Origin of the sequence: Desulfobulbus elongatus DSM 2908 (assembly GCF_000621145.1) — a bacterium.
Taxonomy (GTDB): domain Bacteria; phylum Desulfobacterota; class Desulfobulbia; order Desulfobulbales; family Desulfobulbaceae; genus Desulfobulbus; species Desulfobulbus elongatus.
In genome coordinates this window covers 1-15470 of sequence record NZ_JHZB01000051.1, presented here as the reverse complement: position 1 = coordinate 15470, position 15470 = coordinate 1, and the positions used below count along the sequence as shown (strand labels likewise).

14 protein-coding genes and 1 tRNA gene are annotated in these 15470 nt (G+C 55.2%); all 15 read left to right on the top strand.

The genetic code is table 11. The features are described from left to right. A partial coding sequence (locus Q362_RS24780) for an EF-Tu C-terminal domain-related protein (RefSeq protein ID WP_157470250.1) occupies positions 1-95 on the top strand: 95 nt, incomplete at its 5' end. An 86-nt stretch (positions 96-181) separates the two neighbouring features. Beyond that, positions 182-331, top strand: a complete 150-nt coding sequence (gene rpmG, locus Q362_RS23115) for a 50S ribosomal protein L33 (RefSeq protein WP_084312908.1) — start codon at positions 182-184, stop codon at positions 329-331. A 2-nt stretch (positions 332-333) separates the two neighbouring features. Continuing rightward, a tRNA-Trp gene (locus Q362_RS0116570) sits at positions 334-409 on the top strand. Between the two features lie 79 nt (positions 410-488). Continuing rightward, positions 489-722, top strand: coding sequence for a preprotein translocase subunit SecE (gene secE, locus Q362_RS21365; protein WP_035217095.1), 234 nt, complete (start codon positions 489-491; stop codon positions 720-722). Positions 723-745: 23 nt separating this feature from the next. Next, positions 746-1309, top strand: coding sequence for a transcription termination/antitermination protein NusG (nusG, locus tag Q362_RS0116560; protein WP_028319561.1), 564 nt, complete (start codon positions 746-748; stop codon positions 1307-1309). Between the two features lie 29 nt (positions 1310-1338). Next, on the top strand, positions 1339-1764 hold the full coding sequence (gene rplK / locus Q362_RS0116555) for a 50S ribosomal protein L11 (RefSeq protein ID WP_028319560.1): 426 nt from the start codon (positions 1339-1341) through the stop codon (positions 1762-1764). Positions 1765-1829: 65 nt separating this feature from the next. Continuing rightward, the gene (gene rplA, locus Q362_RS0116550; protein ID WP_028319559.1) at positions 1830-2540 is read left to right on the top strand and encodes a 50S ribosomal protein L1; all 711 of its coding nucleotides are present in this window, start codon (positions 1830-1832) and stop codon (positions 2538-2540) included. Between the two features lie 226 nt (positions 2541-2766). After that, positions 2767-3285 carry a 50S ribosomal protein L10 gene (gene rplJ, locus Q362_RS0116545; protein WP_028319558.1) on the top strand — a complete coding sequence of 173 codons (519 nt, stop codon included), beginning with the start codon at positions 2767-2769 and terminating at the stop codon, positions 3283-3285. A gap of 69 nt (positions 3286-3354) precedes the next feature. Continuing rightward, positions 3355-3735: a 50S ribosomal protein L7/L12 gene (gene rplL / locus Q362_RS0116540; protein WP_028319557.1), complete on the top strand. Its 381-nt coding sequence runs from the start codon at positions 3355-3357 to the stop codon at positions 3733-3735. A 197-nt stretch (positions 3736-3932) separates the two neighbouring features. After that, a complete protein-coding gene (rpoB, locus tag Q362_RS0116535; RefSeq protein WP_028319556.1) occupies positions 3933-8006 on the top strand; it encodes a DNA-directed RNA polymerase subunit beta in 4074 nt (1357 codons plus the stop codon). A 97-nt stretch (positions 8007-8103) separates the two neighbouring features. Next, positions 8104-12168 carry a DNA-directed RNA polymerase subunit beta' gene (gene rpoC / locus Q362_RS0116530; RefSeq protein WP_028319555.1) on the top strand — a complete coding sequence of 1355 codons (4065 nt, stop codon included), beginning with the start codon at positions 8104-8106 and terminating at the stop codon, positions 12166-12168. A 110-nt stretch (positions 12169-12278) separates the two neighbouring features. After that, on the top strand, positions 12279-12650 hold the full coding sequence (gene rpsL / locus Q362_RS0116525; protein ID WP_028319554.1) for a 30S ribosomal protein S12: 372 nt from the start codon (positions 12279-12281) through the stop codon (positions 12648-12650). Between the two features lie 30 nt (positions 12651-12680). Continuing rightward, positions 12681-13154: a 30S ribosomal protein S7 gene (rpsG, locus tag Q362_RS0116520; RefSeq protein ID WP_028319553.1), complete on the top strand. Its 474-nt coding sequence runs from the start codon at positions 12681-12683 to the stop codon at positions 13152-13154. Positions 13155-13273: 119 nt separating this feature from the next. Next, complete coding sequence (gene fusA / locus Q362_RS0116515; protein WP_028319552.1) at positions 13274-15352, top strand: elongation factor G; 2079 nt, start codon at positions 13274-13276, stop codon at positions 15350-15352. Between the two features lie 26 nt (positions 15353-15378). Further along, positions 15379-15470, top strand: a 92-nt coding sequence (locus tag Q362_RS23110) for a GTP-binding protein (RefSeq protein WP_035217096.1), incomplete at its 3' end; no start/stop codon positions are given.

Sequence of the window (15470 nt, the reverse complement as noted above, 5' to 3'; positions counted from 1 at the left end):
TCACACCGATCGCCATGGAGGCGGGACTTCGCTTTGCGATCCGTGAGGGTGGCCGGACCGTTGGCGCTGGCGTTATCAGCGAAATTATCGAATAATTCATCTCCCTTTCAGGGGAAGTGAAATTGAAAGACGTGAAGCAGCCGGGCTTGTCCCGGCTGCTTCACTCTGGCGGGTGCATATTATGAGAGATACCATTACGCTGGCGTGTCAGACGTGCAAGCAGCGCAACTATACGACAACGAAAAATAAAAAGACCGTGCCGCACAAACTGGAGCTCAAGAAGTACTGCCCTTTTTGTAAAATTCACACCCCCCACAAAGAGACGAAATAAACAGGCCAGTAGCTCCAACGGTAGAGCACCGGACTCCAAATCCGGGGGTTGGGGGTTCGAATCCCTCCTGGCCTGCCATGAGCGTCTTGCACAGTAACAACGGTAAGAGCGGAACGTAGCGCAAACAACAGCTCAATTTTGACACGCCTGAAAAGAAATGGACAGTAAACGAGGGGTGACGGAGCCCGACAGGAAAAGCTATTTATCTCCTTCCGGCATTCGTGCGTTTCTGCAGGAGGTGCACAGCGAATTTCGCAAGATTGTGTGGCCTCCAAAAAAGACGACGGCCGGATTGACGGGGTTCGTCATCCTGTTGGTTATTGTGATCTCGTTGTATCTTGGCTCCGTTGACCTTCTCCTAGGCAAGCTGGTTTCCTCGATTCTCCATTGATTGCTGTGCCGGATAACAAACGTATGGCAAAAAACTGGTACATAGTGCACACGCACACAGGGTTTGAGAACAAGGTCAAAACAACCCTGGAAGAGCGTATTAAGATGGCTGGGCTGGAAGAAAGCTTCGGAGAAATACTCGTGCCGACCGAGCAGGTTGTTGAAATGGTCAAGGGCGCAAGGAAAACTTCAGCGAGGAAATTCTTTCCCGGTTACCTCCTTGTCAACATGGAGATGAACGAACACACGTGGCACATTGTGCAGGAGACGCCACGGGTGACCGGGTTTGTCGGCATCAATATGAATCAAGCCGGTGCGGATAAGGATATTTATAAAAAGATTCCATCGCTTACCGATAAGGAAGCGGATAAGATCCTTGGCCGCATTGCTGATGGAGCGAACAAACCCAAACCAAAGGTTGTCTTTGGAGAGGGTGATGCCGTGCGGGTCATTGACGGCCCCTTTGCCAATTTTCAAGGCGTTGTCGAAGAAGTTTTTCCGGAAAAGGGTCGAGTCAGGGTCATGGTGTCCATTTTTGGCCGTTCCACACCGGTTGAACTAGAATATATCCAAGTGAGTAAAAGTTAAGCTCCCGATTCCTCGGAGAGGTTTGTGTCATGGCAAAAAAAATTCAGGCATTTGTGAAACTGCAGATCCCGGCCGGCAAGGCAAATCCGTCGCCGCCTGTTGGTCCCGCTCTCGGGCAACATGGCGTCAACATTATGGATTTCTGTAAAGCGTTTAACGCCCAGACCCAGTCGGCCGGTGATACCATCATTCCTGTCGTGATCACGGTTTATTCCGACCGTTCCTACAGCTTTATCACCAAAACACCGCCTGCCTCGGTTTTGTTGAAAAAGGCGGCAGGGCTTGAACGGGGTTCCAGCAATCCCAAGAAAGATCGTGTCGCAGAGTTGGATCAGGCAAAGATTAGGGAGATTGCCGAGATTAAGATGCCTGATCTGAATGCATACGATATCGACCATGCCATCCGGATTATCGAGGGAACGGCGCGGAGTTGTGGCATCACCGTCATTAAATAAGAACCATTTATTCGTCGCACCTGTGCACAACCACAGTGTACCAGGGAGAATACCCAGAGGTTATTATGCCAACACGTGGAAAGAAGTATAAAAATGCGGTTGCGGCTGTTGAGCGCCAGCAAATGACCGATCTGAACGAGGCGCTGGAGAAAGTCCTTAAAGCCAAGTATGCGCAATTCGACGAATCGGTCGATATTGCGGTGCGGCTTGGAGTCGATCCCCGTCATGCTGATCAGATGGTCCGGTCCAGTGTCGTGTTGCCCAACGGAACCGGCAAGACGGCGAGAGTCCTCGTCTTTGCCAAAGGGGAAAAAGAAAAGGAAGCCCTGAATGCCGGTGCCGATTATGCCGGATCCGAGGAACTCATTGAAAAAATCAAGGGCGGTTGGCTTGAATTCGATAAGACCATCGCCACGCCGGACATGATGGGAGAGGTCGGTAAAATCGGTCGTATTCTGGGACCGCGCAATCTGATGCCGAACGCCAAGCTGGGGACGGTCACCTTTGACGTTGGACGTGTCGTCGACGAAATTAAAAAAGGCAAGGTCGATTTCCGGGTCGACAAGGCGGGGGTTGTCCATGCCGTCATGGGCAGGTGCTCGTTCGGCATTGAGAAGCTTGCCGAAAATATCGTGGCCTTTGTCGACAAACTGATCCAATTGAAGCCTTCTACCAGTAAAGGGGTCTACCTGCGTGCTATTTCAGTTTCCAGTACGATGGGCCCCGGATTCAAGATTGATCCATTGCAGGTGCGCTCCCTCATTAAATCTGCGTGATCAGTGGCCTTGCCACTGCTTGTTGTATTGAGATTGCATTATTTTTGTTTGTTCACAATTAACCTTGGGAAGGTCAAAGATAGCAGGTACGAATGTTTAATGATCCCACGCCGATGTGGTGGTCACCTGCCGAGGCCATGCCGGTGCTGTATGCCGGAGTGTAGTCTTCATTCCTCTTTCTGCTCTTTTTGACAGTCCCGTTACACCCAGAAAGGAGGCATTAACGTTGAATCGCGATCAGAAGACCGAGATCATCAATGCGCTCAACGAGACCTTTTCCAAAGCGAAGTTTGCGGTGGTCGCCGATTATCGCGGACTTAAAGTGACGGAACTGGAGAAGCTTCGCAAGAATCTTCGTCAAAACGATGGGCAAATTCAGGTGGCAAAGAACACCTTGCTGCGCCTTGCTGTCAAAGGAACGCCCTATGAAGGATTGGGCGATTCCTTCAACGGTACGACCGCAGTGGCCGTCGGGTTCAATGAGCCTGTTGGCCCTTCGAAGGTGCTGACCGCCTTCGCCGCCGAGTTCAATGCATTCACTATTCGCACCGCCGTTCTTGACGGCAAACAGCTCAGTGCCGATGATGTGCTGGCACTTTCGAAGCTGCCCGGCAGAGACGAACTGCTCGGTAAGCTGCTGGGGACCATGTCCGCTGTACCGACTGGTTTTGTTCGCGTTCTCAGCGCTGTTCCGCAAAAGTTGCTCTATGCATTGACTGCAATCAAAGGGCAGAAGGAAAATTAGAACAAAAGCGCTTGTGAGTGTCATGCACTCGAGGCACACTATTTTGTCATCCTATCAGGAGGAATGAAAATGGCTGTAACGAAGCAGGAAGTTATCGATTTTATTGCTAATATGACGGTGCTCGAACTCTCTGAATTGATCAAGGAGTTGGAGGAGAAATTCGGTGTGTCCGCTGCGGCACCGGTGGCTGTGGCTGCAATTGCAGGTCCGGCTGACGCCGGTGCGGTTGCCGAGGAGAAGACCGAGTTTGACGTCATTTTGACCAATGCCGGTGATCAGAAGATCAAAGTCATTAAGGAGGTACGCGCCATTACCTCTCTTGGTTTGAAAGAAGCGAAAGATTTGGTTGAGGGTGTGCCTGCTCCCATCAAAGAAGGCGTGAGCAAAGATGAAGCCGCTGCCATCAAAGCTCAAATCGAAGGTGCCGGTGGCGCTGTTGAGATAAAATAATTATTCTTTTTCGCAATCGGGATTATTCCCGAAGGCATCCATCAATCAGGCAACGCTATGGAGCTTCTAGCTCCGTAGCGTTCCTGTGTTTGTAGCTTTTTTCCTTTTCGTTTCAGATCTAATTTTTATTTTTTGACGAAATTTCATCGAGATAATTAAAGCGCTATCTGTGTCGCGCAGAATGTTTCGAGGGGACTATGAGAAGAGTACGGAAGAGTTTTGCCAAAACAAGCCAGATTATAGAACCGCCCCATCTGATCGCCATGCAGCGAGAGTCGTACGAGCATTTTCTGCAACGAGATATTGCGCCCGAGTTACGTAGAGATCATGGTCTGCACTCCATCTTTCAGAGCGTTTTTCCGATAACAGATTTCAACGGACTGTGCTCGCTCGAATTTGTCCGCTATTCCTTTGGCGAGCCCAAGTATACCGTGGCCGAGTGCATCGAGCGGGGGATGACCTATGAGGCACCGCTCAAGATCACGGTCCGGCTGATCACCTTTGACGTCGACGAAGCCACTGGGGTGCAGTCGGTCCGTGACATCAAGGAGCAAGAGGTTTTTCTCGGCGCACTGCCGCTGATGACCCAGGACGGCGTGTTTGTGATCAACGGTACCGAACGGGTGATTGTCAACCAGTTGCAGCGGTCGCCAGGTCTGTTTTACACCCACGACCACGGCAAATCGCATGCCTCCGGGAAACGGCTGTATTCGGCCCGTATCATTCCTGTCCGCGGCTCTTGGCTCGATTTCGAGTTCGACATCAAGGATATCCTCTACGTGCGCATCGATCGCCGGCGAAAGTTGCCGGTGAGTGTCCTTCTCAAGGCGCTGGGGTATAATGAAGAAGAATTGCTTAACGAATTCTATCATTCCGACACCATTCATGTCGATGGTGAAGAATATTCCATTGCCTTCAACGCGATCACCTTTGCTAATCAGCGCTTGAACACCGATATCGTCAGCCCGGCCGACGGCTCCATTATCGCCAAGAAAGGCAAGAAAGTGACGAAGACCCTGGCCAAGAAGATCGAAAGCATGGGGGTTTCCGCACTCAAAATTGATGTGGAAGAAATTTATGGCCGCTTTTTTGCGCATGACATCGTCGACGGACAGAGTGGCGAGGTGCTTGTGCAGTGTAACGATACGGTCACTCCCGCCATCCTGCAGACGCTTGCCGAGGCGGGAATCTCTTCTTTTTCGTTGCTGTTCATCGATGGTGTCAATTTCAGCGAATCCTTTCGGAAAACGCTGCTGCTCGACAAAATCAAGGACACCGACGAGGCCTTGGTGGAGATTTATCGGCGCCTGCGACCGTCCAGTCCTCCGACCCTCGAGGTTGCCAAGGCCTTTTTTGACAATCTCTTTTTCAATGCGGCCACCTATGATCTGTCCGAGGTGGGTCGTTACAAAATCAACACCAAGCTGGGAGTTAATACACCCATCGAGGTCCGGACCCTGACCAAGGAGGACATCGTCAAAAGCGTCAAACACCTGGTGCGGATCAAGGATGAACTGAAAGACGGCGACGATATCGATCATTTGGGAAATCGCCGGGTTCGCACGGTTGGCGAGCTCTGTGAAAACCAGTTCCGCATGGGGCTGGTACGGATGGAGCGGGCGATCAAGGAGCGGATGACCCTGCAGGAAATCGAAACCCTGATGCCCCACGATCTGGTCAACCCCAAACCGGTGACCTCGGCGATCAAGGAATTTTTCGGGACCAGCCAGCTGTCCCAGTTCATGGACCAGACCAACCCGCTGTCCGAGGTGACCCATAAGCGCCGTCTGTCCGCCCTTGGCCCCGGCGGTCTTTCCCGGGAACGGGCGGGATTCGAGGTCCGCGACGTCCATCCCACCCATTACGGCCGCATTTGTCCGGTGGAAACCCCCGAAGGACCGAATATCGGCCTGATCGTCAGCCTGGCGACCTATGCCACGGTCAACCCGTACGGTTTCATTGAGACACCCTACCGGTACGTGCAGGACCGGGTGGTAGCCAGCGAGTACAAGTATCTTTCCGCCCTGCAGGAAGAAGACCACGTCATTGCCCCGGCAAAGGTGCCGCTCGATGGCGACCGTCTGGTCGACGAATACCTGATCGCCCGGCATGAGAGCGAAGTCGCCATGGTGTCTGCCGATGACGTGACCATGATGGATATCGCGCCCAATCAGATGGTTTCGGTTGCGGCCTCGTTGATTCCCTTTCTGGAGAACGACGACGCCAACCGCGCGCTCATGGGCTCAAACATGCAGCGTCAGGCCGTGCCCCTGCTCAAGACCAGTTCACCGCTGGTGGGCACTGGCGTGGAAAAATACGTGGCGCGCGATTCGGGCGCCTGTCTGTTGGCGGGCGGCGACGGTGTGGTCGAAGAGGCCGACGCCAACCGGATCGTCGTCCGCTATGACCAGCCCGGCGTGGACGGATTCGAGACCGGCATCGCCGTCTATCGACTGTCGAAATATAAAAAATCGAACCAGAATACCTGCTTCAACCAGAAGGCGCTGGTCTATCCCGGCAACCGCGTCACCAAGGGAACGGTCCTGGCCGACGGACCATCGACCGAGGTGGGTGAACTGGCCCTGGGCAAGAACGTCACCATCGCCTTCATGCCCTGGCGTGGCTACAATTTCGAGGATTCGATCCTGGTGAACGAACGGCTGCTCAAGGAAGACACCTTCACCTCCGTGCATATCGAAATTTTTGAGACCATGGCCAGGGACACCAAGCTGGGCAAGGAGGAAATCACCCGGGATATCCCGAATGTTGGCGAGGAGGGCCTGCGCAATTTGGACGATTCCGGCATCGTTCGCATCGGTGCCGAAGTCCGCGCCGGCGACATGCTGGTCGGCAAGGTCACTCCGAAAGGCGAAAGCATGCTTTCACCCGAGGAAAAACTGCTCCGGGCGATCTTCGGCGAGAAGGCCGGCGACGTCAAGGATTCCTCCCTGCGAGTGCCTCCGGGCATCGAGGGTGTGGTGATCGACGCCAAGGTTTTTTCCCGCAAGGGGGTGGACAAGGACGAGCGCACCCTGATGATCGAGGAAATGGAGATCGACCGCCTTAACCGGGACATGGAAGACGAACTCAAGAGTCTGAAAAAGGGCGTGCGCAAGGCGTTGGCCGACCTGCTTGAAGGCCGGACGGCCAAGAACGACATCAAGGACAGAAAGGGCAAGGTGATCCTCAAGTTGGGCAAACAGCTGACCGCCAAGATTCTCGAGCAGGTCGACTTCGCCGAATTGCGCGATCTGGATTTCGCGGAAAAGGCCAGGTATACCGAGGAGATCGAAGCCGTTTTCAGTCGTTACAACAGCCAATCGGCCATTGTTCGCGGCCGCTATCAGGGCATTGTTGAACGGATGGAAAAAGGGGACGATTTGCCGCCCGGCGTGGTCAAGATGGTGAAAATTTATGTCGCCACCAAGCGCAAGCTGGCGGTGGGCGACAAGATGGCCGGCCGGCACGGCAACAAGGGCGTCGTCTCCCGGCTGCTCCCCGAAGAGGATATGCCGTTTTTTGCCGACGGCACCACGGTCGATCTTGTCTTGAATCCCCTCGGCGTACCCTCGCGCATGAATGTCGGCCAGGTGCTCGAATGCCATCTTGGCTATGCCGCCAAAAAACTGGGCGAGCAATTGTCCGCGCTCGCCAGGCAGAAGGAAGTCGAGCGGCTGAAGCAGCGCTTGCAGCATCTCTATACCCCGGCCGAATACGGGCGGTTGACCGACGGACTTTCCGACGATGACCTGCTCGACTTCATGAGCAAGTACAGCCATGGCCTCCATGTGGCCACACCCGTGTTCGACGGGGCGTCCGAGTCGGAGATCCGGCAGCTTCTGGTCGAGGCCGGCGTCGACGAAGTCGGACAGACGACCCTGCACGATGGCCTGACCGGCGTGCCGTTCGACAACCAGGTTACGGTCGGCACCATGTACATGCTCAAGCTGCACCATTTGGTGGACAACAAGATCCATGCCCGTTCCACCGGCCCTTATTCTCTGGTCACCCAGCAGCCACTCGGCGGCAAGGCCCAGTTCGGCGGCCAGCGGTTGGGCGAGATGGAGGTTTGGGCCATGGAAGCCTACGGCGCGGCCTATACCTTGAAAGAGTTCCTCACCGTCAAGTCCGACGATGTCGAGGGGCGGACAACGATGTACGAAAAGATCGTCAAGGGCAACAACTTCCTCGAAACCGGTCTGCCCGAATCGTTCCATGTTCTGGTCAAGGAGCTGAAGGGACTGTGTCTGGATATTGAGCTGCAAGAGTAAGCCCGGACGCACGCGCCGAGTTGGCGCGATGGAAAGAGGTATTGGCGCTTTTCAGCCGTGTACACGGATTGATTTGAAATACACATAGGGTGAATACGTGGAAGAACTGTTTAGCTTCTTTGCAAAACCAAAGGGTCCTGTCAGTTTCAACAAGGTGAAGATTTCCCTCGCCTCGCCGGAAAAGATCAGGGAGTGGTCGCATGGAGAAGTCAAGAAACCGGAAACCATCAACTATCGGACCTTCAAGCCGGAGCGCGACGGTCTGTTCTGCGCCAAGATTTTCGGTCCGGTCAAGGATTACGAGTGCAATTGCGGTAAATACAAGCGGATGAAGCACCGCGGCGTGGTCTGCGAAAAATGCGGCGTCGAGGTCATTCAATCCAAGGTACGCCGCGAGCGCCTGGGGCATATCGAACTGGCCGCACCGGTGGCCCACATCTGGTTTCTCAAGAGCCTGCCGTCCAAGATCGGCGCCATTCTCGACATGACCCTGAAGCAGTTGGAACGGATTCTTTACTTCGAATCCTATGCCGTGGTCACGTCCCAAATCGATGCCCTGCCGGTCGGCACCTTGCTCAACGAGGATCAGTACCGGACCGCTTTGGAAGAATATCCGGGCCTGTTCAGGGTCGGCATCGGCGCCGAGGCGATCCGGGAAATGCTGATGGCGCTTGACTTGAAAGAACTGTCCGAGCGGCTGCGCCGGGAGATGAAGGAAACCGGCTCGGTCACCAAGCGCACCAAGTACGGCAAACGACTCAACGTGGTCGAGGCCTTCCGCGATTCCGGCAACCGGCCGGAATGGATGATCCTGGAGGTGATTCCGGTCCTGCCGCCCGATCTGCGGCCGCTCGTGCCCCTGGAAGGTGGCCGGTTCGCCACCTCGGACCTGAACGATCTCTACCGGAGGGTGATCAACCGCAACAATCGGCTGAAACGGCTGCTGGAGCTCGATGCGCCCGACATCATCATCCGCAACGAGAAACGCATGCTCCAAGAGGCGGTGGACGTTCTCTTCGACAACGGTCGGCGGGGACGGACCATCACCGGTCCGAACAAACGGCCGCTGAAGTCGCTGTCCGATATGCTCAAGGGCAAGCAGGGCCGGTTCCGGCAGAACCTGCTCGGCAAGCGCGTCGATTATTCCGGACGTTCGGTCATCGTGGTTGGTCCGCATCTGCGCCTGCACCAGTGCGGCCTGCCCAAGAAAATGGCGCTGGAGCTGTTCAAGCCGTTCATCTACAACAGACTCGAACGAAAAGGCTATGTCACCACCATCAAAAGCGCCCGCAAGATGGTGGAGAAAGGCACCAAGGAAGTGTGGGATGTGTTGGATGACATCGTCCAGGAATACCCGGTCATTCTCAACCGGGCGCCGACTCTGCACCGTTTGGGCATGCAGGCCTTTGAGGTGGTGCTGATCGAGGGTAAGGCCATTCAACTGCACCCGCTCGTCTGCGCGGCATTCAACGCCGACTTCGACGGTGACCAGATGGCCGTGCACGTGCCCCTGTCGGTGGAAGCCCAGGTCGAGGCCAGGGTGCTGATGATGTCGACCAACAACATCCTGTCACCGGCCAACGGCGGTCCGATCATCATCCCGAGCCAGGACATTGTTCTGGGGTTGTACTATATGACCCGCGAGCGCGTGGGCGTGGTTGGCGAGGGCGCTATTTTCGGCTCCCCGACCGAAGCCCGGATAGCCTATGACCACGGCGCCGTCCACATGCAGGCGAGGGTGAAGGTGCGGAACAACGGAACCCTGGTCGATACCACTGTCGGTCGTATCCTGGTGGGCGAATTGCTGCCGCCAATAGTTCCCTTCTCGCTGGTCAATAAGGAGTTGTCGAAAAAAGAGTTGGCCTTTCTCATCGACTACGCTTATCGTCACGGCGGCACCAAGGAAACGGTCATCCTCGCCGACCGACTGAAGGATCTCGGGTACGAATACGCCACCCGGGCCGGCATTTCCATCTGCATCAACGACATGAAGATCCCGGTCAGGAAGGAGGAGTTTGTCGAGGATGCGGAAAAAGAGGCGGCCGATGTCGACCAGCAGTATTCGGACGGTTTGATTACCGATGGTGAGAAATATAACAAGATCATTGATATATGGTCGAAAGCCACCGACAAGATCACCAAAGAGATGATGGATGAGATGGCGGTTGAGTTTCAACGCGACACCGCCGGCAAAAGCCAGGAAATCAAGAGCTTCAATCCCGTGTTCATCATGGCTGATTCCGGGGCTCGTGGCTCGAAGGACCAGATCCGCCAGCTGGCGGGTATGCGCGGCCTGATGGCCAAGCCTTCCGGCGAGATCATCGAAACGCCGATCAAGGCCAACTTCCGCGAGGGACTCAGCGTGCTCGAATATTTCATCTCGACGCACGGCGCCCGCAAGGGCTTGGCGGACACGGCACTGAAGACCGCGAACTCCGGATATCTGACCCGGCGTCTGGTCGATGTCGCCCAGGATTCCACCATTGTCATGAAGGATTGCGGCACCATGCGCGGCACCCTGGCCGAGCCCCTGATCGAAGGCGGCGAGGTGATCGTCCGCATCGGCGAGCGTATCCTGGGCCGCGTGGCCCTGGAAGATGTGGTGGATCCGCATACCGGCGAAGTGCTGGTCGGCATGGACGAGGAAATCACGGAGGATAGGGTCGAGGCGATCGAGGCTGCCGGCATTGATCGGGTGCATATCCGGTCGGTGCTGACATGCGAGGCCAAACGCGGCATTTGCGCCATGTGCTATGGCCGCGACCTCGGCCGTGGCCACATGGTCAATATCGGCGAGGCAGTCGGCATCATCGCGGCCCAGTCCATCGGCGAGCCCGGCACCCAGCTGACCATGCGGACCTTCCACATCGGCGGTACTGCCCGCGGTGCGGTGGAACAGGCCGAAGTCCGGACCCAGCGGGGCGGCCAGATCCGCTACAAGAATCTCCATTCGGTCGGTAACAGCGAAGGGTTCGAGGTAGTGATGAACCGCAACGCCGAGATCACGGTGCTGGACGATCTCGGGGTCGACCGCGAGCGGTTTCCCGTCCCCTACGGCGCGACCCTGCGGATCAGCGACGGCACCGTGGTCGATCCGGGCACGGTGATCGCCGATTGGGATGCCTTTTCCATTCCGATTGTCGCCGAGGTCGGCGGCAAGATCAAGTACGGCGATGTGGTGGAAGGCGATACCATGCAGGAGCGCGTCGACCAGATTACCGGCAAGGCCAGCAAGGTGATCACGCCGGTGAGCTCGACCAAGCAGATGAACCCGCGCATCTCCATCAAGGATGACCGCGGCAGGACATTGAAGCTGCCTGACGCCGAGCAGGCGGCCCGGTATCCACTGCCTGTGGGGTCAATCATCACCGTCAATGAACACGATGCGATCTCTCCCGGTACGGTCATTGCCAAAATTCCGCGCGAGACGACCAAGACCAAGGATATCACCGGTGGTCTACCCCGGGTGGCCGAATTGTTCGAAGTCCGGAAGCCCAAGGAACAGGCCATTATTACTGAAATCGACGGCCGGGTGAGTTTCGGTAAGGATTTGAAAGGCAAGCGACGGGTGGTCGTGACCCCCGAAATCGGCGATCCCAAGGAATATCTGATTCCCAAGTCCAAGCATATCACCGTGCATGAAAACGACCGTGTCGAGGCCGGTGATCCGTTGATGGAAGGTAACCGGCTCCCCAATGATATCCTCCGGGTCAAGGGGGCCGAAGCGCTGGCGCGCTTCCTGGTCAACGAGATCCAGGAAGTGTACAGGCTGCAGGGCGTCAAGATCAACGACAAGCATATCGAAACCATTGTCCGGCAGATGCTCAAGAGGGTACGCATCACTGATGCCGGCGATTCCCGCTTCATGCTGGACCAGCAAGTCGAGTGGTGGAAATTTCAAGAGGAAAACGAGCGGTTGCTGCAGGACGGCTTGCAGCCGGCCTCCGCCGAACCCCTGCTGCTCGGTGTGACCAAGGCCTCGCTGTCGACGGATTCGTTCATTTCCGCGGCCTCGTTCCAGGAAACGACCAAGGTGCTGACCAACGCGGCCATGGCGGGCAAGATCGATGATCTATCCGGTTTGAAGGAAAACGTTATCATGGGCCGGCTGATTTCGGCCGGGACCGGGCTGAAGCGATACCGGTTTCATAACGACAATTAACAAAGATAAAACTTGACCTTTACAGGTTGTTCGATTAATAATCCCAGCTTTCATGTTCGCCCTTTTTTACAAAGAGCGGCCTGATCGTATTCTTTAAAGGAGCTGCCTGCATGCCCACTATCAATCAACTTGTCAGGAATAGACGAAAAAAGATAACCAAGCGGACGAACACGCCTGCTTTGCAGAGTTGTCCGCAGAAACGCGGCGTGTGTGTCCGTGTCTATACAACCACACCCAAAAAGCCGAACTCGGCTTTGCGGAAAGTTGCGAGGGTGCGGCTGACAAACGGCATTGAGGTGACGTCCTATATCCCCGGTATCGGACACAATCTGCAGGAGCATTCGGTGGTGCTCATTCGTGGCGGCCGCGTCAAGGACCTGCCCGGTGTGCGCTATCATATCATTCGTGGTACCTTGGATACGCTTGGAGTGAACGACAGAAGGCAAGGGCGCTCAAAGTACGGAGCCAAACGTCCCAAGTGATTTCCGACAAGATTTTGAACGAGTGGAAGTATGCCAAGAAAAAAATTGTTAGATAAACGGCCCATCGCACCGGATCCAAAGTTCAATTCCGTCTTGGTGGCCAAATTCACCAACGGCTTGATGGTCGCGGGGAAAAAGACCGTGGCGCGACGTCTGTTTTACGATGCCATGAATATCATCGGCGGCAAGATAACGGATCAGGAACCGTTGACGGTTTTTGAAGAGGCCATGGAGAATGTCCGGCCCCGTGTCGAGGTCAAGAGCCGGCGGGTCGGCGGCGCCACCTATCAGGTGCCGGTCGAGGTGCGGCCTGAGCGTCGCAACGCATTGGCGATCCGGTGGATCATCAACTTTTCCAAGGGACGCTCCGGGCAGACAATGTCGGAGAAATTGGCGGCCGAATTGCTCGATGCCTACAATAACCGTGGCGCTTCAGTGAAGAAGAAAGACGATACTCACAAAATGGCCGAGGCCAACAAGGCATTTGCCCATTATCGTTGGTAAAGGCGGTGCCTTCCGGTTGGCAAAAGTTGGTTGACAGGCAACGGAAATTGATGTACTAACAGCGACATTTTTCTTGGGGCATGACCGGAGGAATGTTCTAACGCAGACAGGGAACAGTGGTGGCGGGTGTCGATTCATTATCCAATGTGCGCAATATCGGCATAATGGCGCATATCGACGCTGGCAAGACTACCACGACCGAGCGCATTTTATATTACACCGGCCGATCGCATAAAATCGGTGAAGTCCATGAGGGCACGGCTGTCATGGACTGGATGGAACAGGAGCAGGAGCGTGGTATTACCATTACCTCCGCGGCCACGACCTGCTTCTGGAAAGCATGCCAGATCAACATAATCGATACACCGGGTCATGTTGATTTTACCATTGAGGTCGAGCGTTGCCTTCGCGTTCTTGATGGAGCCATAGCGATCTTCTGCGCCGTTGGCGGAGTCGAGCCGCAATCGGAAACAGTGTGGCGTCAGGCCGATCATTATCGGATTCCGAGGATCGCCTTTGTTAACAAAATGGATCGGATCGGGGCCTCGTTTGCCAGATGCCTCGAGGAAATCGAAACCCGGCTGGGAGCATCTCCGGTAGCCATCACGCTCCCTGTCGGCAGCGAAGACACCTTTTCGGGCATCATTGACCTGATCGAGCAGAAAATGCTTCGGTTCGACGAAGAGTCGATGGGCCAGGTTGTCACGGAAGATGTCATTCCGGAGTCTTTGTTAGGAGAATCATCGGCCGCCAGAATGGCCCTCCTCGAGAAGTTGGCCGACTTCGATGAGGAGGTCATGGAAAAATATGTAAACGATCAAGAGATCGCTCCCGGTGAGATCCGGACTGCGTTGCGGCGAGCGACGCTCGCTCTGGAACTTGTGCCGGTACTGTGTGGTTCAGCGTTCAAAAACAAGGGGATTCAGCCATTGTTGGACGCCATCGCATGGTATCTGCCCTCACCCGTTGATGTTCCCCCGGTCGAGGGGACGGATAAGGACGGTGCGCCGCTTATCCGCAAGCCTGAGAGGAGCGAAAAATTTTGCGGTTTGGTTTTCAAGCTGCAAACAGATCCGTACGTGGGCAACCTTGCCTTTATCCGCGTGTACTCCGGTGTAATCAAACTGGGGAGCAAGGTTCTGAACCCGCGGAAAAAGAAAACGGAGAAGATCTCGAAACTGCTGAAACTTCACGCCAACAAGCGTGAAGAGGTGGGCATGATCGGTACAGGCGATATCGGCGCGATTGTCGGGCTGAAATTCACCCGAACCGGCGATACGCTCTGTGATCTCGACGATTTTGTCGTTCTTGAAGCCATCCAGTTCCCTGAACCGGTCATTGGCGTGGCGATAGAACCCAAGACCAAGGCCGATGAATATCTGTTGGCAGAGAGCTTGGAAAAAATCGCTCAGGAAGATCCCAGTTTTAAGATCACCGTCAGTGAAGATACCGGCCAGACCATTATTGCCGGTATGGGCGAATTGCACCTTGAAATCATCGTCGACAGGCTTGTGCGGGAATTTCGTGTGGCTGCCAATGTGGGCAAGCCGCAGGTTTCGTACCGGGAGACGATCACCACAACCTGTTCGGCCGAGGGCAGATTCGAGACCCAGGGGAGCGGCAAGGAGCAGTACGGCCACGTGGAGATCGAACTTGTCCCCGGTGAAAAAGGAAGCGGTAGGCAGTTTGAATGCCATGTGGATGAACAACTCATCCCTCCCGTCTTTGTCGACGCTATCAAGAAAGGGGTGCTCGACAGCATGGATTCCGGCCCATTGATCGGGTATCCGATGCTTGATGTGGTCGCTAAGTTGACTGATGGTTCCTACGACGAAGAAAAATCCACGGAGATGGCTTTCGGTGTGGCGGCCACCATGGCCTGCCGCAAGGCGGCGGCATCAAGTGCACCGGTTTTGCTCGAACCCGTCATGGACTTGCAGGTTGTCACTCCGGATGAATATCTGGGCGATGTGATCAACGACCTGAACAAGAAAGGGGCACATATTCACGGTGTTGAATCCGGAAAAGGACGACAGACAGTCCTTGCCAAAGCACCGTTGGCAGAGTTGTTCGGATACTCAACCGATTTAAGGTCGGCAACTCAGGGCCGGGCGACGTTTACCATGATTTTTAGTGAATTCTCGGTCGTCCCGCCAAAACGAGCCGAAGTCATTATCCACAAGATTAGAGGCGTGTAACTCTTTTACCCGTTGAGGTGTTCGAGATGGCGAAGGAAAAATTTACGCGGACGAAGCCGCATGTCAATGTCGGAACAATCGGTCATATAGACCATGGTAAAACAACGTTGACGGCGGC